This window comes from uncultured Campylobacter sp., assembly GCF_938002845.1.
Lineage (GTDB): Bacteria > Campylobacterota > Campylobacteria > Campylobacterales > Campylobacteraceae > Campylobacter_B.
Window position 1 is genome coordinate 1 of sequence record NZ_CALKZP010000010.1, and the last position, 24,033, is coordinate 24,033.

General features: G+C 47.9%; 19 protein-coding genes. 6 read left to right on the forward strand and 13 right to left on the reverse strand.

Features of this window, described 5'->3' with window-relative positions:
• Nucleotides 1-220: 220 nt before the first annotated feature.
• Nucleotides 221-625, reverse strand: coding sequence for an acyl-CoA thioesterase (locus tag Q0224_RS01035; RefSeq protein ID WP_297948384.1), 405 nt, complete (start codon nucleotides 623-625; stop codon nucleotides 221-223).
• Nucleotides 626-827: 202 nt separating this feature from the next.
• Here Q0224_RS01035 and ciaB point away from each other — a divergent pair, with 202 nt between their 5' ends.
• Both ciaB and Q0224_RS01045 read left to right on the forward strand, forming a co-directional pair.
• On the forward strand, nucleotides 828-2,642 hold the full coding sequence (gene ciaB / locus Q0224_RS01040) for an invasion protein CiaB (protein ID WP_297948324.1): 1,815 nt from the start codon (nucleotides 828-830) through the stop codon (nucleotides 2,640-2,642).
• Between the two features lie 194 nt (nucleotides 2,643-2,836).
• Nucleotides 2,837-3,508, forward strand: coding sequence for a hypothetical protein (locus Q0224_RS01045; RefSeq protein ID WP_297948342.1), 672 nt, complete (start codon nucleotides 2,837-2,839; stop codon nucleotides 3,506-3,508).
• Nucleotides 3,509-4,249: 741 nt separating this feature from the next.
• Here the strand turns inward: Q0224_RS01045 and Q0224_RS01050 are convergent.
• Complete coding sequence (locus tag Q0224_RS01050) at nucleotides 4,250-4,777, reverse strand: hypothetical protein (RefSeq protein ID WP_297948345.1); 528 nt, start codon at nucleotides 4,775-4,777, stop codon at nucleotides 4,250-4,252.
• Nucleotides 4,778-4,874: 97 nt separating this feature from the next.
• Here Q0224_RS01050 and Q0224_RS01055 point away from each other — a divergent pair, with 97 nt between their 5' ends.
• Nucleotides 4,875-8,318, forward strand: coding sequence for an acyl-[ACP]--phospholipid O-acyltransferase (locus Q0224_RS01055; RefSeq protein ID WP_297948348.1), 3,444 nt, complete (start codon nucleotides 4,875-4,877; stop codon nucleotides 8,316-8,318).
• Nucleotides 8,319-9,068: 750 nt separating this feature from the next.
• On the opposite strand, the gene fldA is transcribed toward Q0224_RS01055, so the two are convergent.
• The 5 genes from fldA to nifJ all read right to left on the reverse strand — a co-directional run bounded on the left by fldA (nucleotide 9,069) and on the right by nifJ (nucleotide 15,626).
• Nucleotides 9,069-9,560, reverse strand: coding sequence for a flavodoxin FldA (gene fldA / locus Q0224_RS01060; protein ID WP_297948351.1), 492 nt, complete (start codon nucleotides 9,558-9,560; stop codon nucleotides 9,069-9,071).
• Nucleotides 9,561-9,571: 11 nt separating this feature from the next.
• Nucleotides 9,572-10,828, reverse strand: coding sequence for a hypothetical protein (locus Q0224_RS01065; RefSeq protein ID WP_297948353.1), 1,257 nt, complete (start codon nucleotides 10,826-10,828; stop codon nucleotides 9,572-9,574).
• Nucleotides 10,800-11,123 carry a DUF2325 domain-containing protein gene (locus tag Q0224_RS01070; RefSeq protein ID WP_005870807.1) on the reverse strand — a complete coding sequence of 108 codons (324 nt, stop codon included), beginning with the start codon at nucleotides 11,121-11,123 and terminating at the stop codon, nucleotides 10,800-10,802. The genes Q0224_RS01065 and Q0224_RS01070 overlap by 29 nt, the downstream gene beginning before the upstream one ends.
• A gap of 118 nt (nucleotides 11,124-11,241) precedes the next feature.
• Nucleotides 11,242-11,934, reverse strand: a complete 693-nt coding sequence (locus Q0224_RS01075) for an aspartate/glutamate racemase family protein (protein ID WP_297948355.1) — start codon at nucleotides 11,932-11,934, stop codon at nucleotides 11,242-11,244.
• Nucleotides 11,935-12,044: 110 nt separating this feature from the next.
• On the reverse strand, nucleotides 12,045-15,626 hold the full coding sequence (gene nifJ / locus Q0224_RS01080) for a pyruvate:ferredoxin (flavodoxin) oxidoreductase (RefSeq protein WP_297948358.1): 3,582 nt from the start codon (nucleotides 15,624-15,626) through the stop codon (nucleotides 12,045-12,047).
• Between the two features lie 773 nt (nucleotides 15,627-16,399).
• Here nifJ and Q0224_RS01085 point away from each other — a divergent pair.
• Nucleotides 16,400-17,569 (forward strand): sugar transporter, encoded by a 1,170-nt coding sequence (locus Q0224_RS01085; RefSeq protein WP_297948361.1) that lies wholly within the window; start codon nucleotides 16,400-16,402, stop codon nucleotides 17,567-17,569.
• A 132-nt stretch (nucleotides 17,570-17,701) separates the two neighbouring features.
• On the opposite strand, the gene Q0224_RS01090 is transcribed toward Q0224_RS01085, so the two are convergent.
• From Q0224_RS01090 to Q0224_RS01100, 3 genes are all read right to left on the reverse strand, one after another.
• Complete coding sequence (locus tag Q0224_RS01090; protein WP_297948364.1) at nucleotides 17,702-17,845, reverse strand: hypothetical protein; 144 nt, start codon at nucleotides 17,843-17,845, stop codon at nucleotides 17,702-17,704.
• A 158-nt stretch (nucleotides 17,846-18,003) separates the two neighbouring features.
• Nucleotides 18,004-18,663: a GntR family transcriptional regulator gene (locus Q0224_RS01095; protein ID WP_005870820.1), complete on the reverse strand. Its 660-nt coding sequence runs from the start codon at nucleotides 18,661-18,663 to the stop codon at nucleotides 18,004-18,006.
• A gap of 62 nt (nucleotides 18,664-18,725) precedes the next feature.
• Nucleotides 18,726-19,703, reverse strand: coding sequence for an asparaginase (locus Q0224_RS01100; RefSeq protein WP_297948367.1), 978 nt, complete (start codon nucleotides 19,701-19,703; stop codon nucleotides 18,726-18,728).
• 137 nt (nucleotides 19,704-19,840) lie between these two features.
• Here Q0224_RS01100 and Q0224_RS01105 point away from each other — a divergent pair, with 137 nt between their 5' ends.
• Together Q0224_RS01105 and Q0224_RS01110 are read left to right on the forward strand one after the other, a co-directional pair.
• Nucleotides 19,841-20,230: a hypothetical protein gene (locus Q0224_RS01105; protein ID WP_297948370.1), complete on the forward strand. Its 390-nt coding sequence runs from the start codon at nucleotides 19,841-19,843 to the stop codon at nucleotides 20,228-20,230.
• 11 nt (nucleotides 20,231-20,241) lie between these two features.
• Complete coding sequence (locus Q0224_RS01110; RefSeq protein WP_297948373.1) at nucleotides 20,242-21,009, forward strand: hypothetical protein; 768 nt, start codon at nucleotides 20,242-20,244, stop codon at nucleotides 21,007-21,009.
• Nucleotides 21,010-21,098: 89 nt separating this feature from the next.
• Here Q0224_RS01110 and ttdB read toward each other — a convergent pair whose 3' ends face one another.
• Genes ttdB through Q0224_RS01125 form a run of 3 tightly spaced genes read right to left on the reverse strand, consistent with a single transcriptional unit; the run spans nucleotide 21,099 to nucleotide 23,901 of the window.
• Nucleotides 21,099-21,710, reverse strand: coding sequence for a L(+)-tartrate dehydratase subunit beta (gene ttdB / locus Q0224_RS01115; RefSeq protein ID WP_297948376.1), 612 nt, complete (start codon nucleotides 21,708-21,710; stop codon nucleotides 21,099-21,101).
• Complete coding sequence (gene ttdA / locus Q0224_RS01120; RefSeq protein ID WP_297948379.1) at nucleotides 21,707-22,606, reverse strand: L(+)-tartrate dehydratase subunit alpha; 900 nt, start codon at nucleotides 22,604-22,606, stop codon at nucleotides 21,707-21,709. Before ttdA ends, ttdB begins: the two co-directional genes overlap by 4 nt.
• An 11-nt stretch (nucleotides 22,607-22,617) precedes the next feature.
• Nucleotides 22,618-23,901, reverse strand: a complete 1,284-nt coding sequence (locus tag Q0224_RS01125) for a DUF2809 domain-containing protein (protein ID WP_297948382.1) — start codon at nucleotides 23,899-23,901, stop codon at nucleotides 22,618-22,620.
• Nucleotides 23,902-24,033 lie beyond the last annotated feature (132 nt).

Genomic DNA, 24,033 nt, shown 5'->3' on the forward strand with positions numbered 1-24,033 from the left:
AAATTCCAAAATTCCAAAATTCCAAAATTCCAAAATTCCAAAATTCCAAAATTCCGTCTGCGAGGTTTTCCGCTAAAATACTGCACAGCAAAATTCCGCGCTTAAAATTATAAAATTTTATGCAGCAAATTCTGTACACTAAGCTAATCCCACATAAGAATTTTCGCGTTATAAGCTTGATGCTAAAATTCCTTGAGCCGAAACTAAAGTCTGAGAAATTTTAAAATCCGTGCAGCCGCTTGATCTCCGCGCTGATAGGCTTTTTTTGGCCTGATTTGGTCACGCTTACGTAGGTTGCGATTGCGCTGGTTACGTGCAGACACTCGCGAAATCCATCCTCGCCCAGCCGCAGCGCTGCGACCTCGATCTGCACGCGGATAGAGGTATTTCCTACGCTTAGGACTTTTGCGTAGCAGCTGATGACATCGCCGATAAATACTGGCTGCTTGAAAGTTACCTCCTGCATCGAGATCGTCACGACCCGCTCGGGCGCTATCTCGCGCGCCGCCGTCGCGCCCGCTAAATCGATCTGCGCTAGTATCCAGCCGCCGAAAATATTGCCCGAGCTATTCGTATCCTTAGGCAGCGCTACGACCTTGATGCGCGGCTCGCCGAAATCGTCCAAGTTTAAATCGCTCATTTTTACTCCTTAAATTTAAAAATCTCGCATTTTAACCGCGCAAATTTAACACTTTTTCGATACAATCGGCAAAAAAGCTATGCCGAAATTTTAAAATTTTAAGCGGATGCGAGGATGGAATTTTGCTCGCGAAGCAGACACATTCCGCTCACAAAAAAGACGATAAAAACGGCAAAAAGGATACGCGATGAACGATTTTGCAAAACTTAGCGAGATGGCGGCGGCTGCTAAAGCGCAGCTAAACGCCCTCTACGACGAGCCGCGCGCCGAGCTGATCGCGCGCGGGCTGGAGATCTGCGGCTTTGAGCCTAGCGATACTGCGCGCATCGCCGTGCTACGCCGAATCGTCGATCTCAAAGAGGATCCGCTACTGCAAGAATTTCGCCGCTTGGGCTACGATGAGGCGCGACAGCGCGAGCTAAAGAGCAAAATGTATGATTTCACGCGCGAAATACACGAGGGTATGCACGAAGCGCTCATCGCCGAGGCGGGCGCGCAGGGGATTTTGCAGCCGTTTTATCTAGAGCTTTTAAAGGGCGTGCACCGCATCGGGCTCGTGATAAGCGATATGCAAAAAAGCTGGCAAGCCCTAATCATCGAAGGCACGAACAAGCGCTGGGAAAAGGAATTTAGCTCGCTTGCGCAGGCGAAGGAATTTTTGCTGCAAGAGGAGCTGTTTATGCGCACGCCTCACGGCGAGATCTGCGAGCGCTGCTACGGCGCGATAGTGCAGCGCGATGGCAAATCCCAAATGGTACCTTATGCCGTGGCCTTTGCGGATGAGACGGCAAAGCTGCAGAGTGAATTTAGCGATCTTTTAGAGCGCCTGGTGACGCTTGCCGAAGATGAGAGCGAACTAGCCTACATCGCGTATCTAAGCAAGCTCAAACAGGCCTTTTGCGAAAAGGACGCTAGCGCGGTGATCGGCGCGTGGCGGGATGCGGAGATCGCGTGGATGGATATAAAAACGCCGCTTCAGATCGGGCATCCGCTTGAGTACTACGAGGACGCCTATACGCACGCAGTCGCGCTAGAATGGGATGTCAGACTTGCAGGCGCGTATGAGTTTAGTGCGGAGGAATTTAAAGCGCGCGTAAGCGAGAGCTTTGAGCGCGCGTATGAAAAAATAGACGCGAACAACGCCGTCATGCACTCGCTCGTGCTCTCAAACATCGCCAAGACCCAGCTTTACGTCTGCGCGCCGCTGATCTACTACGGAGCCGATCTTAACGGACTCTTTTCGGCTCAGGTCGTACCCAACGACGAGTTCGTAAGCACCAACTGCGGCAAGAAAATTTTCGCCTTTGTAAATTTCGTCTATGAAAGCGCCAAGGCTAGACCTTTTATGCGGCTAAGCGGCGAAATTTTCGACCTTGAGTATCTAAATTTCGGACGCGAAATTTTATTTAAAAAGCCGCAAATTTGGCGCCGCGTCTATGAAATATCGACGATCGGGCACGAGTTCGGGCATATATTTTTCATCGACGCGGACACCGAGGCGCGCATGAACCGCTCGGGGCTTTTTAAGCTCATCGAGGAGTACAAGGCGACCACCGGCGGGCTCGTGAGCTTCTTTTTCCACGAGGAGGCGGAGTTTTGCCTGCCAGTGCTGGATGAGCTGATCCGCCGCGCCGTGGGGCTCATCGCGTGGCAGCGGGTGGAGGAGCTCAAGCCCTACTACTGCGAGGCTCTGATACATCTGAACTTGCTTTTTGCATCGGGCGTTTTGAAATTTGAACGCGGGCAGTTGGCGGTTAAATTTGACCGCGCGGGCTATGAGAGCTTCAAGGCCGCGTGTTTGCAAAACTACGAGGATCTCGCGCGGCTTTATTGCGACAAAAAGGACGCGGCGGAATTTTTATCGCGCTTTGCGGAGCTTAGCGGCGGCGTGTATCTGCCGCGCGAGGCGCAGGTGCGGGAGTTTGTGGAGTTTTACTACTCGCGCTATGAAGCGATCGGCAACGAAACGGATCCTAGCAATGAACGAGCAAAGTGGCTTTAAAATTTCGAACCCAAACCGCGCCTTAAAATAATGGAAAGTGGGCGGGGTTGCGTCAAATTTCAAAACCCTATGCCGTAAAATTCTAAATTGAGCGATAGAATTTAGCATCTGGAAATTCTAAAATTCTATTCGCAAACTACGCACGCGAAGTTCTTTCGGAATTATAGAATTCCGCGGAATTTTAAAGGGGAAGCATGAGATATTTTAAAAATTTACTCTCTGATTTAAAAAGCGGTAGGCTCGCGCTGCACCCGATTTTACTCGTGGTGACGTTTTGCATAGTGAAGTTTTCGTGGCCTAGGCTAATAGGTAAGTACGGAGAGACGCTCGGCAGTTTCATATTTATGGACTTTATTCAATGTGCCTGCTTCGTAGGGTTAGGCGCGCATCTTGTCTATGTCGCGGGGCGCGGCAGCAAAAACAAGCAAAGGGGCAGCTGCGAAAACAGCGACTATGAAGGCGCGATACGACCCCGCGGGCTGCGCTATTTAGCCGTGCTGCGGGCTATCTTATGCACCCTGTGCATCATCGCGTGCGTAGTGGGCTATCTTAGCGCGGATATAGACCATCAAAAATTGGGCGTTCTGAATTGGTTTTTTCCGACTGCGCTAGTAAGCGCGTTCATATATTTGGTTGCGATCTGGATTGTTACGACCGGCTCTGAAGTACTAATTTGGGGCGTTGTCTTCGTGATAAGCTACGTGGCTGCTTACTATGCGGTTTGGATAGGTTTTTTTACCATTCCTGGAGAGTATAGCGGGTTTGTATTTTGGAAAGGACTGGAGATAATATTTCCGCTAATTTGGGCATTTTATTTCAAGCGTACCTACAAAAAGCGCCTAGCAGAGGAGATGCGCGAGGCGTAATGGCGAGTTGAACGCAGAATTTTAGCCAATTTTTTTCTGCCAACTGCAGTTTAAAATTAGCGCGAGCGTAGCTCGCCCTTTGAGCGTGCCAGGGGTTGGGGGATTTTAAGGGGGAAGGGGAGCGCCTCGCAAGTAGCGCCCCTTCCCCCTTAAGAGAAAACGCTGCCACGCCCCAAATTCTAGAGGCAAATTCTACATAGAGAAATTTTAAATTTATTACAAAATGAAATTCCGTTTAAATTTTAATTCGTGATATATCTTGGGGCGGGAAGAGGGCTTGAATTGCGAGGTCACACCTCTCGCAGAGGGTGGCGCTGCCCCGCAGCACCACATTGCTCTGCTCGCCCACAAACCCCACCCAACCCCCGACGACGCTAGCGGTGCAGGCTACGCCTGAGTTTAATTCTAATGAAACAAACAGGAGTAAAATTCCTCATGTAGTAATCCAAGTCATATTAAATTTTAACGCGGACGGAGTCGCCCCCCCCCTTGAGCGTGCGAGAGGTTAGGAATTTTAAGGGGAGCGCCCCACAAAACGAGCGTAGCGACGCAAGGCTCTTAGCCTGGCGGCGTTTCTTGCGAGCGCAGCGGAGCAGAGTAAGCAACACCTCTTCCCCCTTAAGAGAAAATGCCATCACGACCTAAATTCTAGAGATAGAATTTTATATAGCAAAATTCCAAAGATAGAATTTTAAATTTATATCGCGAATTTTACGAGCCGCAAATTTAAAAACAAAGCTCTTAAATTTCAACATCCATATCCACAGGTTCGATCTGCAGCCCGCGTAGATCCGCGAGATGCCGCACCGCGGCGTCCGTTTCGGCGTTTTTTGGAAGCACGATATGAAAGCCGCGATCAAACGCCAAGAAAAAATTCTCCCCGCCCGCAGCGATTCGATTTAGCGAGCGCGCGGCAAATTTCTCGCTTGCGCGCGGCTCGCCCTTTGAAAATGAAATTTCATCTTCGCCCGCGATAAATTCCATCTCTATGTTTGAGTTTTGCGCGAGCTTAGCAGCATCCAGATGCTTTCTTAGCATGCGGCGATAAAATTTCGGATAAAAAATAAGCCACGCCGCACCCAAAATAACAGACGCCACGCTCGCAATCGGCGCCGTCTTTAAAAGCCCGTCGATGATGATGCCCATGAGCAAAAACTCAAACGGTATGGCGTAGGTGCTGACTAGGCGCTGCTTGCGCGCCTTTTTGCTGTAAAGCAGCATAAATTTATTGAGGTTATTGACGTCGCGATTTGTGATTTGCACTTTCATATTTTTCCTTTAATTTTTGCGTAATTGTAGCGAAGCCGCCTTAAATTTGCGTCTATTAACTTCCGTGAGATAAAATCCCGTTTTTAAAGGAGATAGCTTGAAATCTTTATTAAAAATCAACGGATTTTTGCCGTTTTTGGCGATTATGTTTATCAATGCAAGCGTCGATCTAGGCCATAAGATCACGATCCAAAACGTCCTTGTCAAAAGCGCCGATTCAGGCGCTCTCATCGCTCTAACATCGCTTGTAAATTTGCTGATTTTACTGCCTTACGTATTTCTTTTTAGCGCCAGCGGCTATCTCAACGATAAATTCTCGCGAACCCGCATTACGCGGATCTGCGCGAAACTCGGCGTCGCGCTTACCGCACTCATTACGCTCGGTTATGCGTGCGGGTGGTTTTATTTCGCATTTTTTATGACGATCCTGCTTGCGGCGCAAAGCGCGATCTACTCGCCCGCCAAATACGGCCTGATTAAAAAGATCGTCGGCGCGAAAAATTTAGGCGCGGCAAACGGCCTCGTGCAGGCTCTTACCATCATCGCAATTCTGCTCTCATCGCTTGCGTTTTCGGTGATTTTCGAGCTGTTTGCGACGCGCAGCAGCGACGCGGGCGAGCTAATGAGCTCGGTTTGGTTCATCGGCGTGCTTTTGGTCGCGGGCTCCGTGCTTGAAACATACTACTCGTATAAAATTCCATTCTTCGACGCCGCGCAGCCGCAAGCGGAATTTAACAAAGACGACTATCTTAAGCTTCGCTATCTAAGGCAAAATTTAAATTTTGTGCTAAAAGACAAAAACGTCCTGCTCTGTACGCTGGGACTTTCGATGTTTTGGGCGGTCTCGCAGCTCGTGATAGCGACCTTTCCGGCTCACTACAAGAGCCTTAGCGGCAGCGACAACGTAATGGTGATCCAGGTGATCTTGGCGCTTAGTGCGATCGGAATCGCGCTAGGCTCGATCTTTGCGGGCAGCTACTGCAAAAAACATATCGAGCTCGGTATCGTGCCGTTTGGCGCATTTGGTCTTGCGCTCGCGCTAATGGTGCTAGCCAACGCGCACTCGGTATTTTGGCTCGGCGCGGCGTCGTTTTTCTTCGGATTTAGCGGCGGAATTTTCATCGTGCCGCTCAACGCCGTTATTCAGTTTTTTACCGCCGACGAGCGCATGGGGCGGGTGCTCGCGGGCTCAAATTTTATCCAAAATATCTTTATGGTGCTGTTTTTGCTCATCGCCATCATCTTGGTGCATTTTGCGGTCGCCAGCGGCGAAATTTTCGTTATGGCGGCACTGTGCGTGCTCATCTGCGGGATCTTCGGCGCGAAATATTTGCCGCAGCTTTTCGTTAGAATTTTACTCATTCCGTTTATGAAATTCGGCTACCAAGTCCACGTAGACGGTATCGAAAACATCCCGCAAAAAGGCGGCGTACTGCTTTTAGGCAACCATATCAGCTGGATCGATTGGGCGGTGGTGCAGCTTGCGTGCCCGCGCGGGGTGCGCTTCGTGATGCATCGCAGCTACTACGATCTGTGGTATTTGAAGTGGTTTTTTAAAATTTTCCGCGTCATTCCGATCGGAGCGGGCGTGAGCAAAAGCGCGATAGAAAGCATCCGCGAGGCGCTAAATGCTGGTGAAGTAGTCGGGCTCTTCCCAGAAGGCCACATCAGCTACAACGGCCGCATAGACGAGTTTCAAGCGGGCTTTGAGCTCGCCGCGCACGATACGAACTCCGTAATCGTGCCTTTTTATATCAGGGGGCTTTGGGGATCAACGTTTTCGCGCGCCAGCGAACATTATAAAAGAACGATCTCACAAAGCGGCAAAAATGCACTTCGCGTAAGTTTCGGCGCGCCGATTGAGGCAAATTCCAAAGCGCACGAGGTAAAGCGCGCAGTAACGGAGCTATCGTTTTTCAGCTGGGGCAAATACCTCGCAAGCCTAAAGCCGCTTGCCTACAACTGGCTAAATCAAGCCAAAAGATCGCCTTTTAAGCGCGTGGCGGTCGATAGCACTGGAGTGAGCTTCACAAATTTAGCGATGATGAGCGCCGTTTTGATACTTCGCAAAAGACTAAAGAGTCGCATAAGCAGCGAGGAAAACGTCGGTATCATTTTGCCTAGCTCGGTCATCGCAAGCGCCGCAAATTTAACGCTTTTTACGATGGGCAAAACGAGCGTAAATTTAAACTACACGCTAAGCGAGGAAAATTTAATCTACTGCGCGGATAAAGCGAATATCCGCACGATCATCAGCTCGCGCAAATTCGTAGAAAAGCTCAAATCAAAGGGCTTTGAGCTGGAAAGCTCGATCGGCGATCGGCTCGTGTACCTTGAGGATCTAAGCGAGGGCGTCTCTAAAAACGAGCGCATAGCCTGCGCGCTAAAATCGCTGCTAATGCCTAAAATTTTATTTCGCGCGCTGTATTTTAAGCCGCACGCGATAGATGACGTAGCAACCATTTTATTTAGCAGCGGCAGCGAGGGGAAGCCCAAAGGCGTGGTTTTGACGCATAAAAATATAATGGCGAACGTCCGTCAAATTTCGGAGCTCATAAACGCCACCGAGCACGATGCGATTTTAGCGTCGCTACCGATCTTTCACTGCTTCGGGCTTACCGTAACGACGCTCTTTCCGCTAAACGACGGAATCTTAAGCATCCACGTGCCCGATCCTACGGACGCCTTTAGCGTCGGCAAGATGAGCGCAAAATACGGCGCTACGATAATGTTCGGCACGTCGACGTTTTTTAGACTCTACACCAAAAATAAAAGGCTCAATCCGCTTATGCTAGGAAGCATTCGCCTAGCGATTGCGGGCGCGGAGAAGCTAAACGAAAACGTCCGAAAGGAATTTAAGATAAAATTCGGCATCGAAATTTACGAGGGCTACGGCACGACCGAGACTGCGCCGGTGGTGAGCGTAAATACGCCGAACGTCCTCGAGCCCGATTTTTTCAAAGAGCTTCACTTCAACCGCGAAAAGAGCGTCGGCTTGCCGCTTGCAGGCACGGTCATAAAAATCACCGATCCCGCCTCGCTTCAGCCGCTATCAAACGGGCAGGAGGGGCTTATCTTAATCGGCGGACATCAGGTTATGAAGGAATACTACGATGAGCCGGCAAAAACCGCCGAAGCGATCGCGCAAATAAACGACGTGCGCTACTACAAAAGCGGCGACATCGGCTATATCGACGACGACGGGTTTTTATTTATCACCGACCGCCTTTCGCGCTTTGCTAAAATCGGCGGCGAGATGATTAGCCTCGGCGCAGTAGAGAGCGCCGTGGGCGAAATTTTAGGCGAGAGCGCGATCTATTCGTGCGTGAATCTAAAAGACGAGAAAAAGGGCGAAAAGATCGCTCTGCTTTACGTGGGCGAGACGAGCGAGGATGAAATTTCGCGCCGCCTGAAGGACTCCGCGCTGGCGCCGATAATGCAGCCAAGCGTCGTGAAAAAGGTCGAGCAAATCCCGGTGCTCGGCAGCGGTAAGGTAAATCTCAAAGCGGTCAAGGATATGGCGATAGAGCTCGGGCTGTAAATTTTAAGCCTTAAAATTTGCGCCCTAAATTTTAAATTTACGCTTTGCCGCGCTATTTGCGCGAAGTAGCGTAAAGAGCAAAATTCCTCTTTTAAATTTATTCTTTGTCGCGCCGCAGGGCTTTGCGGCTTTAGCTCCTAGCGGCGGGCGATCTCGTGGGTTATGCTGCGGTTTATTTAAAAAACGATAGCTGCACGCGGCTGCGGCGCCAAATTTATGCTAAATTTTACGGACAAACGGCAGCCGCTCGATGCGTGGATAGGCAAAATTCTTATATCAGACGGCTGGCTAAATTTCATGGCGGAGCTGCGGGGAGAGTTTTAACAGCGTGTGAGTGGAAAGAAATTTCAATGGCGTATGTGCGGAGAGAAATTTTAGCAACGATGCCTCTCGCTTCGCTTTTTATAAAATTTGTAAATTTTATCTCCCGAGCGTTCGCCGATAAGGGTTTATAAACCGCGACGCAAACTCCCAGCTTCGTCCTTCCGCCATAACGGCGGCTTAAATTTTATCTACTCGCGCTAAGTGCGCCTTCAAGTCGGCCTCTGTATTTACATGAGCGCAAAATATCGCACAGCCAAATTTAAAAGATAAACTTCATTCTCGCAAATTAAAATTTTAAAATTTAAAAGCCGTTTAAATTTAACCGAAGTCGGCAGAGCTAAATTTTAAAAAGGTCTAAGCTTTAATGATTTTAAAAAGGATGAAAGTGCCGCGAAGTGCACGCTCCACGGCAAATTTAAAGGAGGACTATTTAAAAGATGGAGCGATCTGCGCTACCCAGGCCTCGATGCGGCTCTCGGTGAGATCGCTTTGATTGTCATTGTCTAGCGCGAGGCCAACGAATTTGCCGTCCACTACAGCCTTGCTCTCGTCGAATTCATATCCGTCGGTAGGCACTGCGCCTACGATATTTGCACCCGCTTTTTTGAAGTTATCATATAGCTCGCGCATTGCGTTGCAGTAAGCGTCGCTGTAGCTTGAGCTATCGCCCATGCCGAAAATCGCGACGGTCTTGCCCGCGACATCAAGGGCTGAGAAATCAAAGCCCGCCCAGTCGTCTTGTAGCTCGCCGTCGTTCCATGTGGAGCTGCCGATGATGAGCGAGGTGTATTTATTTAGGTCTGCAGGCGCGATGTCCGCGACGTTTTTTAGCTCATTTTCGATGCCGAGCTTTGCCGAGATCAGCTTCGCAGCGTCTTCGGTATTGCCCATCGAGCTTCCAAAAATAATTCCAACCATTTGTGATCCTTTTAATAAATTTTGTCGGTGAGCTTGTATGGTACTAATTTCATAATGAAATTTCCCTTAAAGCATTCGCTTTTTATCTCGATGTGGCGGTTAAAATTTTCATTTTTTGGATAGATAAGATACACGGCATCGAGGTTTGCTCCGCGGCAAAGCTCTAGCGCTTTTTTTATATCATTATCATAAATGGCTGGATTTTGAGGTAAAATTTTTTTAAAGCTCGTAACCACGCCTAGGCTAAAACCGCTCTTGCGAACTACGATGAGCTCGCCTGATTTGCCCACAAATTGCAGCTGTGCGCCTGCATTGCGAAGCGCGATTTTGCAAAATACGAAGTTGCGAAACGCATCGTCTCCGTTTAGCAGCAATCCGCTACGTAGGCTCACGATTATGCGAGTTAGCTTATAGGCGGGCTTAGTGGCAAATACGGGCAGCGGCATGCCGCGCAGATAAGAAAAGATTATCGCATTATCCGCCGCGCAAAATTTTACGGCGGGCTTGAAACGGTAAATTTTACGAGCCCCGCGCCTAAGTTCGGAAGCGATAAAATTTAAAAATGCCGCTCGGAACTGCGAAGCGCCCTTTAAATTTGCGGGCGAAATTCTATAATCCGCATTAACGTTAAAATTATATAGAGCTAGCATCGCCCGCGCTCGCGAAGCCGCATTATAATCCCGCAGCGCCTCTGACGCAATCTCGCGCCCGTTCGCATCAAAGCCAAAAATTTCGCCGCCAAAGAATTCTTTATTAAAAACTTCAGCATTTAAAATTTCATCATCAATAAGCTCATTGTTACGCCACAGATCCGCTTTTTGGCGTTTTTTGCGCGCCGCGATATCTCGTTTTGACGCGGTAGTATCTTGTAATAAAGCTGATTTTTCATCCGAACGCTTAGTGCAGAAAAAATTCTCTTGCGCGAAGCCAGTGTCGTAAAAAGCCTTTGCTGTCAAATTCCTATTTGCACCGCCTTTTTGCGCGCTCTTTGCAGCGCACGGCTTAGAGGCATTATGATTAAGCGCGCCCGATTTACCGCTTGAAAACTTTTTAGATTTGCCGTTAAATTTCTTGCTTTCGACATGCGCAAGGCAAGTAGCGTTAAATTTGCTAGAATTTAAAAAATCCTTGGAATTTAGCTCGCCTGTTTCATCGTCGTAAGCATTTGATTGCGGCGTAGTGCGCGATTTTTTAACCGCTTGCTTGGGCTTGCCGGCATTATTTAAATTCCTTGGAATTTTAATCATCTTCGCAAGGTCTGCAACCAAATTCTTGATTTAAATTGAAAACCTTACAGTATTCGCAAAATACGCAGCTAACGCTTCTTTTAGCGCATACGAGCGGGATTTTGCGCTTTTTTACTTCGCCTTTGATTTTTTTCATCGTGTTGTGGTTTAAAAAGCTCGTAAGCATCACGACACACTCGGTATCTTGCGGGATCGGCTTACGATTTACACGATTTTCGTTTCGTGCATCCCAGTGCTCGATATTGCTCGCGCCAAGATCCTTTAAAACCGCCTTAATGGGCGTAATCTCATCTGCTCCTATAACTAAAACGTTCATTTCATCCCCTTCTATGATTGATAGTCGTTATTATAACAGAGAAAGATTAATTTTAACTGATAATATATATAAAAATTTGAAATTATAAGCTGGAATTTTACCGGCTCATATTTGATATTTACTCGCTTAAAGCTAGACTTACTGCCGCATCGATGTGGATCTGCGTAGTATCAAATAACTGCACGGCGGTATCTGCTTGCGATACGAGCAGCCCGATCTCCGTGCAGCCCAGTATCACGCCCTGCGCACCGCGAGCTCTAAGCCCTTCAATGATCTGCAAAAATTTCTCTTTGGATTGCGGTAAGATTTTACCAAAGCAAAGCTCATCAAAAATTACTTCGTTTACCGCTTCCATTTCGTCCGCGTTCGGTACGAGCACCTCTACGCCGCCATCTATCAAGCGCTGTTTGTAAAAATCCTGCGTCATCGTGTAAATCGTGCCGAGCAGCCCTACTTTTTGCACGCCACGTTTTCGCAGCTCACTTAACGTAGCATCCGCGATATGCACGAAAGGCACGGATATAGCGGCTTTTATCGCCTCGTAGCACTTATGCATCGTATTGGTGCAAAGAAAAATATAATCCGCGCCGCCGCCTTGCAAAACTCGCGCGTGACGAGCTAAAATTTCACCTGCCCTGTCCCACTCATTATCTCTTTGACACCGCTCGATCTCGTCGAAATTTAAGCTACTTAGCAGGATTTCGCCGCTACTTAGCCCACCTAGACGCTCGTTAATTTTGCGATTGATCCCATCATAATAGGTAATCGTAGATTCGTAACTCATGCCGCCGATTAGTCCAATTTTTTTCATGGATTTTCCTTTTAAAATTTATACGGAATTTTATGCAGTCCCGCGAAATTTAATAAAATTCCGGATTGCAAAATTTGCAGAGCCGGAATTTCAACAAATAGCCGCAAAGCTTAAGCATTCTCGCTCGCGACGCCCGCAGAGGCAACCTCATCGCCGAAATCGGCATTCGCAAGCCGTTTGAGCTGGCGGTAGCGTCTCATCGCGTCGGCTTTGTTGGCTTCATAAAGCTTGCCCGCGTGCTCCGGATCGATCTTTTTAAGCGCGTTGTAGCGCACTTCGTTTAGCAAAAATTCCTCATAAAGGCTCCAATCGGGCTCTTTGGATGAAATTTTAAGCGGATTTTTGCCCTCCGCCGCAAGTCTTGGATCAAAGGTATAGGTCGGCCAATAGCCGCATTTGCTCGCAAGCTCGGCTTGATCGCCGGAGCTGCCCATGCCGCCTTTGATACCGTGCGCGATACACGGCGAATACGCGATGATAAGGCTAGGACCGGGGTAAGCCTCCGCCGCCATGATCGCTTTTAGCGTCGCGGCTTGGTTTGCGTTGGAATTTACCTGCGCGACGAAGATGTTGCCGTAGGTCATCGCGATTTGGCCTAGGTCTTTTTTCTGAACGCGCTTGCCGCCTGCAGTAAACTGCGCGATCGAGCCGCGGCGGCTAGCTTTGGAGCTCTGCCCGCCTGTGTTTGAATAAACCTCCGTATCCAGCACCAGCACGTTTACGTCCTCGCCGGTAGCCAGCACGTGATCGAGCCCGCCGTAGCCGATGTCGTAGGCCCATCCGTCGCCGCCGATGATCCACTGCGATTTTTTGTTTAGATACTGCTTCAGCTCTAAAATTTCGCGAACCCCGGGCGCGTCCAAATTTTGTTCTAGTAGCGGCACCAGCCTATCTCTAATCTGAGCGGATTTTAGCGTATCGTTTCTGTTTTCGATCCAGTCGTTATAAAGTGCCTTTAGCGCATTTGGCACGCTTGAGAGCGAGTCTAGCATCAGATCCTCGATCTTATGGCGCAGCGTCTCGCTTGCGATCTTCATTCCCAGCCCGAACTCGGCGTTGTCCTCAAAAAGCGAGTTCGCCCACGCGACGCCGCGACCGTTCTCATCCTTGCGGTACGGCATCGAAGGCGCCGATCCGCCGTAGATCGAGCTACAGCCCGTGGCGTTGGCTACGATCATATGATCGCCGAAAAGTCGCGTGATCAGCGTGATATACGGCGTCTCGCCGCAGCCCGGGCACGCGCCGTGAAATTCAAAATACGGGCGGGCAAAGCCCACGCCCTTGACGCTTGATCTGTCCATCAAATCATCTTTGTATCTTACGTGCTCGAATAAAAAGTCTGCGCTTTCTTGCTCGCCCTTTGCGAGTTCTTCTTCAAGCGGCACCATGACGAGCGATTTTTCCTTGCTCGGGCAGTTTTCGGCGCAGAGCGCGCAGCCCGTGCAATCTAGCGGGCTTACTTGGATCTTGTATTTTAGCCCCTTCAGCTCCTTGCCCTTGGCTTCTAGCAGGTGCTCTTTTAAATTTGAAGGAGCGACGGCTTCGTCCTTTTCGTCTAGCAAAAACGCTCTGATTACTGCGTGCGGGCAGACGAAGGCGCACTGGTTGCACTGGATGCAGTTTTGCTCGATCCATTTAGGCACCATGACGCCCACGCCGCGCTTTTCAAATCGCGTCGTGCCCGCATTAAACCCGCCGTCCTCGTGCCCTAAAAACGCCGAGACCGGCAAGCTATCGCCGTGCGCCGCGTTCATCGGTTTTACGATCTTTTCTATAAATTCGTCGCCCTTGTATTTGTCGTTTGTATCCGTCGCGTCGTCCTTTAAATTTACCCATGCAGGATCGATCATTACCTGCACCAAAGCGTCCGCTCCCCTATCGATCGCGTCGCAGTTCATCGCCACGACCGCCTCGCCCTTTTTGGCGTAGGTTTTCTTGGCGTATTCCTTCATATAGCTCTGCGCCTGCTCAAACGGGATGATGCCGCTAAGCTTGAAAAACGCCGATTGCATGATCGTATTGGTGCGGCCTCCGAGCCCTATATCGCGTGCTAGTTTGGTGGCGTTTAGAATGTAAAATTTTACCCGTCTTTGGGCTAGAATTTTTTTGACCTTGTTTGGAAGCTTTGCCGCCGTCTGCTCGGCATCCCAGATGGAATTTAAAAGAAAGGTCCCTCCCTCTCGGATGCCCCCGATGACGTCGTAGATGTCCAGATACGCAGCGACCGAGCAGGCGACGAAATGCGGATTTGAGACGAGATAGGTCGAGCGGATCGGTCTTTTGCCGAAGCGCAGGTGCGAGCGCGTGTAGCCGCCCGATTTTTTGCTGTCGTAGGCAAAATACGCCTGCGCGTAAAGATCGGTTTTATCGCCGATGATTTTGACGGAATTTTTATTCGCGCCCACGGTGCCGTCCGCGCCAAGGCCATAAAACAGGCACTCGGTCTCATCCTCGTAGCCGAGCGAAATTTTATCTCCCACGGGTAGCGACAGATGCGTCACGTCGTCGTCGATACCGATCGTAAAGCCGTTTTTAGGCTCGTCCGCCTTTAAATTTTCATACACGGCGATTAGCTGAGCAGGATCAACGTCTTTGGAGCTTAGACCATACCTACCGCCCACGATGAGCGGGGCGTCCTCGCGTCCGTAAAATGCGGCCTTTATGTCCAGATAGAGCGGCTCGCCGAGGCTGCCCGGCTCCTTCGTGCGGTCGAGCACGGCGATTTTACGTACGCTTTTAGGCATCGCGGCGAAGAGATATTTGAGGCTGAAAGGCCTGTAGAGGTGGACTTTTAGCACGCCTACCTTCTCGCCCTTCGCGTTTAGATGATCGACCACCTCTTCAAGGGCTTGATTGACCGAGCCCATCGCGACGATCACGCGCTGCGGCTCACTTGCGCCGTAATAGACGAAAGGCGCGTACGACCGCCCCGTGATCTTTGAAATTTCGCTCATATACTCCGCGACGATATCCGGAAGCGCGTCGTAAAATTTATTGGTTAGCTCGCGCGTCTGAAAATACACGTCGTCGTTTTGCGCCGTGCCGCGAGTTTTAGGGTGCTCAGAGCTTAGCGCGTCCGCTCTAAATTTACGCACGGCCTCACGATCCAGCAAGCGATCAAACTCGGCATAGTCCATCACCTCGATCTTTTGAATTTCATGGCTCGTGCGAAATCCGTCGAAAAAGTGCAAAAACGGCACGCGCCCCTTAATCGCCGCAAGATGCGCGATACCGCCCAGATCCATCACCTCCTGCACGCTGTCGCTTGCAAGCATCGCAAAGCCGCTTTGGCGACAGGCGTAGACGTCTTGATGATCGCCGAAAATGGAGAGCGCCTGCGCCGCAAGCGCGCGCGCCGCGACGTGAATGACGCCCGGAAGCATCTGACCCGCGATCTTATACATATTTGGAATTTTTAGCAAAAGCCCCTGCGATGCGGTGTACGTCGTCGTAAGCGCGCCCGCTTGAAGTGAGCCGTGCACAGTACCCGCTGCGCCGCCCTCGCTTTGCATCTCGACTACTTTAACGGGCATGCCGAAGAGGTTTTTCTTGCCCTGCGACGCCCAAATATCAATGTAATCCGCCATAGGCGAGCTAGGCGTGATCGGATAGATGCCCGCGACCTCGGTGAAGGCGTATGAGACGTAAGCCGCCGCCTCGTTTCCGTCCATAGTTTTCATAACTTTTGCCATTTTTCGTCCTTTGGAATTATCAAATTTCGCTAATTTTACATATTTATTGCTTAAAAATTTAAATGCTTCGCAAACCGAATAAAATTCTAAAGCTTTATCACAGCAGGCGGGCTACAAGCGCGATCTGCTGGCAGTTTTAGACGAGCATTGCGGACGATTTGAGACGAGCTCTTTCGCCGCCTTGAAAATAATTTTTGCATACTTTAAGCGCGGATCGTAAGCAGTGAGTAGAGATTAAATGCAAATTTAGCCGTCTGACTCGAAATTCTAACCTAAATATCAAATGACGGGAATGCGCGAAAATTAAGAAATTTAAAAATGCACTTGCCACAAGATAAAAAGACCTCATATCGCAACAAGACTGGATAATAAAATTTAGCTACTACAAAGCCTCAACCACCCTACGCATCCAAGCTCAACGTAGCGAAATTTTATTTATGGCTTATAACATCGCAGCATATAAAATTTCAGCGCATTCTGCCAAATATAAGAAATTTTATTGCCACCTACCGAGCGCGATGCAAATTTCATTTTAAATTTTCATCGATCGATCGCTACGTGAATTTTACCCCATGCGACTTTGCGTTTTGAGCGTAAATTCTATTTCCGCAAGCTGCGCGGAGGATAAATTTAGCTATAATCCCCCGTTTAGAATTTAGCGCGGCACGTATATATGGCGCGGAATTTTAAAATTTCAAGCAGAACTCGAAAAGCTAAAAACCGCTAAATGTGCTAAATTTAAAGTCTAAATTTAAAAGCCGGAGAGAGAACCGATGAACGTCCATAAAATCGCTTACACGAGAGTTATCGCGCTGGCGTTTGCCGCCTTTATTTTTAACACGACTGAATTTATCCCCGTGGCCCTGCTAAGCGACATCGCGGCGGATTTTAAGATGGATGTTACGAGTACGGGCCTAATCATCACGATCTACGCGTGGGCGGTGAGTATCCTTTCGCTGCCGTTGATGCTGCTAACCTCAAAGCTCGAGCGTAAGAGGCTACTTTTGCGGCTTTTTGTGCTGTTTACGCTAAGCCACGTCCTGGCCGCCATTGCGTGGAATTTTGCCGTTTTGGTAATCGCGCGACTTGGCATCGCGATTTCGCATGCGATCTTTTGGTCGATCACCTCATCGCTCGTCGTGCGCGTAGCGCCGATAAATAAAGGCTCTCAGGCCATCGGCATGCTGGCTTTGGGCACTTCGCTGGCGATGGTTTTGGGGCTTCCTTTGGGGCGCGCGGTCGGCGAGCTTTTCGGCTGGAGAATTACGTTTTTTGCAATCGGCGCGCTTGCGGCGGCGGAAGCGCTGTTTCTTTGGAAAATTTTACCGTTTTTGCCAAGCAGGCGCGCGGGCTCTCTTGCTAGCTTGCCGATGCTTGCAAAGCGCCCTATGCTGCTTGCTTTGTATCTGCTGACGTTTTTGATCGTAGGCGCGCATTTTACGACCTACAGCTACGTCGAGCCCTTCGTGGCGAAATTTAATCCCGCAGGCGATCACTTCGTAACCTACGTCCTGCTTGCATTCGGCGCTTCGGGCATTCTTGCTAGCATGCTTTTTTCGAAGCTCTACCGCCCTTTTCCAAACGCTTTTTTAATCTGTTCGATCCTCTTTATTCTAGCCTCGGTGCTGACGTTAAAAGCTTTTGTCGCAAATGACGTAGCGCTACTGCTTGCAGCTTTCGTCTGGGGAGTGGGGATTTTCGGCTTCGGACTCTGCTTGCAGATCAAAGTCCTGGCGCTAGCTCCCGACGCTACCGACGTCGCGATATCGATCTACTCGGCGATCTACAACGTAGGCATAGGCGGCGGAGCGCTTTTGGGACATCAAGTCGCAACGAGATTCGGGCTTTGGCACATAGGCGAGGCGGGCGCGATACTGGGCGCGCTAGGGTTTGCAAGCTACCTCTACGCAAACGTGAAATTCGCACAGAAAAATAGTGCGTAGGCTAAATTTGCGAAAGAGCTTTGGCGGGCTAGAAGCGCCGTTTTTAAAGCTTGCGTTTTAGAAAATAGCAGCTTTATGGGTCTAAATTTTTAAAATTTATCCCTCGTGACCAGCTAAATTTGCAGATAAAATTTAATTAATCTCGCGCCTAATTACACCGTTTATAATATGCGTTTCTTGCAACGACACGTCTTTGCCGTCAAGCGCAATATCCGAAGTGCTTAAATTTAGCGTCAGTATCGCTGCGATCGATAAAACCTTAAGATTTTTTATCAATTCCCCCTTGATATAATTTATGTGATTTTAAAAAGCAATTTTAGAAGCTATTTGATCGGGAAATGTTTTAGTTGATGTAAAAATGGGCATAAATTTAATCTCGATAAGAATTTAACAAGTTTGTTGCGACGCGAATGCTACACTTTGTAAAAAAATACTTAAAGGCTATTTTTTATCGCATCTTCTAAAATATTTTTCGTCTTATTAGTATGTGCTGTGTTGAGATGAACTAATTTTTTTAAGTCTTTTTTCTGATACGCTTCTATTATCGCCTTGTGCTCCTCATTTGAGGATTTTATATGAGTTTTTTTATAAAACAAAGACAGTGAAACATATGGGATTGCCGCCATTATAAGGGTTTCGACGATATTAAACGTCCTGCTGCCGCTTTCGCTCTGCCAAAAGCATCGATGAAAATTGGCATTTAACAAAGCCCATTCGTTTAAATCTGTGCAAGTTTCGATCTGCTCTTGGATATTAATTGCTTTTTGTAGATACTCAGTATCATATTTTTCAAACGCATCCGTTATAAGTTTGCTTTCCAATAAAATTCTGAGTTCATAAATTTCTTTTGCTTCCTTGTAGCAAAGCCCCTTTACAATTGCGCCTTTAAATGGATCGAAACTGATTAAGCCTTTTGCCGTCAGAATTTTTAGCGCTTCCCTTACCGGCGTAGCACTAACGTTAAATCTCTTTGAAATTTCATTTTGTTTTAGCTTGGAGCCGGATTTTATATTTCCGTTTAAAATATCTTGACTAAGACTATGGACTATAAATTCTGTTGTGGTGATAGGACGATCCGAATTGAGATGTATCATTTATTCTCCGTTTTTTAGGAGTATTATACAAAAATAATATAAAAACAATCCAGATCGGCGCCTTAGAAATTTCCAAATTCTTTTTTTATCTGTTCCAAATTCATATTATTTGCCAGCAAAAGCATCAGTAAAAGCCTTGATTTAATCGGCGATAACCAGCCAGACATTATACAACCAATACTTTGTAAATCCATCTCTGAGCCTTTATAACCGTATGTCTTAGTAGCACAGATCCCACTACCGGTGCGAGAAGCGACGACGACCGGAATTTGAGCACCTCTTAGTTTATCCACCATATCATATGATACGTGTCCGGCACCTACGCCACTAATTACGATACCACTAAAATTAGCACGTAAGGCGAGCTCAATCATCTCGCCGTCACAACCCAAATAGCTTTGTATAATCTCTACTTTAGGAAATTTGACGTCAGGCAAAGGATAAATTTGACGCGATACGGCAGGAGTTATAAATTTTACTCCATTCTCTATCACAAGCCCCTGAATACCGGCATTTATCGATATAAAAGTTTGCAGAGAAAAGGTATTGCTCTTATGAACCCATAGTGCACTATGAATCGTATCGTTTAGTACTACCAGCACACCCCGATCTCTACTTTGCGGACTAATAGCGGTTAACACGCTAGCATATATATTGCCGGCACCATCCGAGCTAATAGAATCGGCATTTCGCATAGCGCCGGTAATAACCAACGGAGCATGCTCATCCCAAACTAAATTTAAAAAGAATGCGCTTTCTTCTAGCGTATCGGTTCCTTGCGTAATGACTACGCCTGCTGCCCCTTTAGCTATCTGCTCTTTCGCCCATTTATAAACTTCTACGAGATCTTGTACCTTTAAACTACCGCTAGGAAGAGCCAGCAAGGTTTTAGCCTCTATTTGCACCATCTCCCTTAAAGCAGGTACTGCGCCTACTAACTGTTCTGCACTAAAGCTAGGTTTAACTCCGCCTTGTCCACCGTTCGCGCTCATACAAATCGTACCGCCCAATGCGCCGACTGCAATTTTTGGCTTTGACATTTTTTGCTCCTTCGCTTTTTTAGTTTGGGAAATTATACCATATTTTAAAATTTTTCAATACAAAATACTAAATATTATATATAATTTTTTAAAAAAATGTTATAATGCTCAACGAAATTTTTAAAAAGGAGTTAACAATGTTAGTCGCAGCTCAATGCGTCATGATTTTTACGCTTATCTTAATGATAAGCGGTAAGACGCCGTTATATACTACGGCTATAGTCGGTTCGGCAATTAGCGCGCTAGTAGCAGGATTTCCGGTAACAGGGCCAAAAAATGTCGTATCTTTGGCCTCTCTTATTATCGGAGGTTTAAATCCGGTTATTGCCGATATGACAGGAATTTTAATGTTTATCGGCGTTATGCAAGCAAGTGGCTTCATGGACGTAATTATTCGAAGTATTGTAAGACTAGGAAATAGGCTGGGCGGCGGCGTAGGTGTAGCGACTGCCGGCGGTATAGCGGCTGCGGTAATAGGTATGCTTACCGGTTTTACGCAAGCGGTTTTACTCATCCTACGCAAGTAGCCGTCGTAGCGGTGTCAAATATCGGATTCGGACTAATTAACGTTATAGGTACGTTTGTCGGACTTTGTGTTTTTGCTTGTGCCTTTTTTAGATTAAAAAGAATGCGAAGCGGCACAACGCTTAGCAAAGAGGATATCGAGCGCATTTCAAAAGAATTTGAGGCAAAGGCTGACGAAGCTCCGGTTTGGAAAGCGTTTTTGCCTTTTATTGTGCTTTTCATCGGCTTTATTGCAGGATTTCCAGTCTTTGTAGTAGGTATTGCAAGTGCGATTATCACAATTTTGCTTTCCGTCTTAAATTTTCAAGAAGGCGAAAAAAATATGCTTGAAGGCGTCGGCAAGATAGCTACTCCACTTGTAGCTACGATAGGTTTTTTATTTATGAGCGGCGTTATAAAGCAAATTGGATTAGCCGATCTTATCGGTCAAATTTTTACCCCGATGCTAACTCATGCGCCTATACAAAGTATGCTAATAGTATCGGCGTTAGCAGGTTTTGTAACTCAAAGTAATGCTGCATCAGTAGCCATAACCATACCATTTTTGCAAGCCGCTCTTTCGCTAGGCACGGCGACACCATTATCATTAGCCGTTATGGCTGCCGGCGGTAGCGCTATGATGCAATACTATCTCACGGGAGGTCCGGTCGCAGCACTGGCAACCGTAATTCCGGTAATCCCGGGATCGGAATTAAAAGCGGCGAATAAATTTCAACGTCCAAATATGCTATTCGGACTATTAGTATTATTCGTTTTGTCATTTATGTTTTCGATATTTTAATTTGCATAAGCCGTCGGCTAAATCTAGCCGACGGTTGAGCTTTAGTCTATTATTAAATTCAAATATTTTAAAAATCTGATTGTTTAATTTTACTTTATAAACCCGACCTGTGGTAAAATTTCAGCTAGCGCCGCGTCCTTTTTCTCGTTAAATTTGATCTTATTCTGCTCGAAAAGATTATTTCCGTGCGCGTCTATGGAGACGATTAGCGGGCCAAACTCCTTCACGCGGCACTTCCACAGCGTCTCGGGCATCCCAAGCTCCGTCCAGTCCGCACTTTCGATCTCCTCGACCTTCGTCGCGGCGACCACCGCGCAGCCCGCGGGAAATACGCAGTGTATCGCGCCAAACTCCTTGCAGCCGCTCATCGTGCCCTCGCCCATGCCGCCTTTGCCCACGATCAGGCGCACGCCCGTTTTGGCGATAAATTCGCGCTCAAATTTCTCCATCCTCATACTCGTAGTTGGCCCAACCGAGACCATCTCAAAGCTTTTTTCGCCCGTTTTTCTGATGATCGGTCCCGCGTGCAAGATCGCGCCGCCTCTGATATCTAGCGGCAGCTCGCGACCCTCCTGCACGACGCGTCTGTGCGGTACGTCGCGGCAGGTGACGATGTGCCCGGTTAGATAGATCACGTCGCCGATCTTGATATCTGCTAGATCCTCGGCGCCGATCGGCGTGGTTAAAATTTTCTTACTCATAGCGCGAACTCCTTGTGCGATTTTACGGCAAAATTTAGCTCCGCGTCCCAGACGATATGGCCTTTGCGGTGCGACCAGCAGCCCACGTTTACTGCAACGGCGATGACGCTTGGGTGGCGGGCACAGTTCTCGATATGCACGCCCATGACCGAGCTTGCGCCGCTCATGCCTTGCGGGCCCAGGCCGATTTTATTGATACCATCTTCGAGCAGCTTTTCGGTTAGCGCGGCACGGTCGTTTGGATTGCGCGAGCCAAGAGGTCTCATCAGTGCTTTTTTAGATAGCAGCGACGCCACGTCGATCGAGGTGCCCACGCCCACGCCCACTAGCAGCGGTGGACAGGCGTTTATGCCGTAGCTGGTCATGATATCCATGACGAATTTCACGACCCCCTCGTAGCCCATGCCCGGCATCAGCACGGTTGCCTTGCCGGGCAGACTACAGCCGCCGCCCGCCATATAGGTGTGGATCTCGCACTCGCCGCTATCCGGCACGATATCCCAAAATACGCTCGGCGTGCCCTTGCCGACGTTTTTACCGGTGTTGTACTCGTCAAACGTCTCGACGCTGTTGTGGCGCAGCGGAGCCTCGCGCGTCGCTCGCAGTACGGCCTCGCGCAGCAGCTCCTCAAGCTCGCCGATGAGCGGGAAATTCGCGCCGCAGCGCACGAAAAACTGGATCACGCCCGTATCCTGACAGGACGGACGGTCTAGCTGCTTAGCTAGGCGCTGGTTTTCAAACATCGTTTTGTAGATCTCCTTTGCCAGCGGCTGCGTTTCGCGCTCGCTAAGCTCCAGCAGCTTCGCCGTCACGTCGTCGGGTAGTACTTTGCCCGTGTAGCCGACGAATTTCGCCATGATCTCGGTCATCTTTTGCACGGCTTTTTCTTTATCCATCGCTTCTCCTTTTAAATTTCGTCCTCTAAAAACGGCTCGGGATTTTTAAGCAACCAAAGCACGAACAGATATCTAAGCTTACCTACATCTTCGGCACGCCAGCTCTTTCTTAGATCATAAAACATCTTATCAAGCACGCCGTCATTTAGCTCATCTAGCCTATTGCCTAGCTTAAAATATTTTTTGATTTCGACGGCAGCTTCATCGGTATAATCGTCATCCCATAAAATCCAACTTCCGTATTCCCCGTTATAGTCCCAATGCCAATATAAATTAGTAGCCGCATGTATCATTTTATACTGCACGCTATCTTTTTGTCTTAAGAATTTCATCCAAAAATCATAGGTAAATTGACTGTATTCTTGCGGATCGTGTTTTTCCATATCCGTTGGATACTCGGGCACATATAGATATTCCAACCTTTTGCCGAAGCGGCGCCAAATATAAATTTGCGATTTTTTAGGTAGAAGATTGTATATATAGTTATACATTATTCCAAAATCGATATTAACGACTTCATTTACTTGTTCTACATATACCGAAGAAGCATAACCTTGATTGCCTACGATTATTAACTTTTGATACGGTTGTAAATTTTTATATACATACCACATAAAATTTCTAAGGGGCGTCTCGCCCTTTTTATTTTTAGCGTTTATGTCGCCGCCTTGCATGATGATCCATTCGATTAAATTCGCGCCCATATACACATAGGGTGAGTTTGGGTCTTTTTTCTTGATATCTTTGTCCGCATGTAGCATATGAAGTATCGTGTTGCCGTCTTTGTCAGTCGCATTTATATCGAGGGCTTGAAATACCGCTTTGATCTTTTCTTCATCGCCGCTTTGCAAAATTTCATTAAAATTTTTAGGCAACCTTTTACGCCTCCATAGTCGCGCCTTATCATAAATGATACTTTCAGATGCGTAAGCTAAAGCGCAGCCTATCGCGTAGCAGGCAATGTCCGTCCAATCAAACGTTCCACCAAAAATTATCCGCAATATAGAATTTTGGACGCCTAAAATTTCAAGCACTTTAAAATATTGTGCGATTTCGATAACTAGAAAGAGGGCAAAGATTGCGAGCGCTAAGGCTTTAGGCGATAAATGGCATGAAATTATGCTAATTACAGCCCTCACGAATGCATAAAATAAAATGGCTGCCATAATGCCTTCAAAGCCACTATTTGAACCTGCAACAATGTAAATTGGAATTGCTAAAATCACAAGTTTTGCCGCGGCGTCTCCATAATCGCACTCGCTTGTTTTTAGTTCGCTTAAAATTTTATCTTGCAACTTTTTCCTTTTAAATTTACTCGTCAAATTTTACATTCGTATGCTTAAATTTAGCCTGTTCATGCAACAGAGCGGCGGGCGTAAATTTAGAGATGATTTATCAGGCTCGCGTTATACGCGGCGCCGAAGCCG

Coding starts and splice junctions, on each gene's coding strand:
- Q0224_RS01075 (WP_297948355.1), bottom strand. CDS start 11,934: ATGAAAAAAATTGGACTAATCGGCGGCATGAGTTACGAATCTACGATT.
- Q0224_RS01050 (WP_297948345.1), bottom strand. CDS start 4,777: ATGAAAGTGCAAATCACAAATCGCGACGTCAATAACCTCAATAAATTT.
- ciaB (WP_297948324.1), top strand. CDS start 828: ATGAACGATTTTGCAAAACTTAGCGAGATGGCGGCGGCTGCTAAAGCG.
- Q0224_RS01095 (WP_005870820.1), bottom strand. CDS start 18,663: ATGATACATCTCAATTCGGATCGTCCTATCACCACAACAGAATTTATA.
- fldA (WP_297948351.1), bottom strand. CDS start 9,560: ATGGTTGGAATTATTTTTGGAAGCTCGATGGGCAATACCGAAGACGCT.
- Q0224_RS01045 (WP_297948342.1), top strand. CDS start 2,837: ATGAGATATTTTAAAAATTTACTCTCTGATTTAAAAAGCGGTAGGCTC.
- Q0224_RS01085 (WP_297948361.1), top strand. CDS start 16,400: ATGAACGTCCATAAAATCGCTTACACGAGAGTTATCGCGCTGGCGTTT.
- Q0224_RS01070 (WP_005870807.1), bottom strand. CDS start 11,123: ATGAACGTTTTAGTTATAGGAGCAGATGAGATTACGCCCATTAAGGCG.
- Q0224_RS01105 (WP_297948370.1), top strand. CDS start 19,841: ATGTTAGTCGCAGCTCAATGCGTCATGATTTTTACGCTTATCTTAATG.
- ttdB (WP_297948376.1), bottom strand. CDS start 21,710: ATGAGTAAGAAAATTTTAACCACGCCGATCGGCGCCGAGGATCTAGCA.
- Q0224_RS01100 (WP_297948367.1), bottom strand. CDS start 19,703: ATGTCAAAGCCAAAAATTGCAGTCGGCGCATTGGGCGGTACGATTTGT.
- nifJ (WP_297948358.1), bottom strand. CDS start 15,626: ATGGCAAAAGTTATGAAAACTATGGACGGAAACGAGGCGGCGGCTTAC.
- ttdA (WP_297948379.1), bottom strand. CDS start 22,606: ATGGATAAAGAAAAAGCCGTGCAAAAGATGACCGAGATCATGGCGAAA.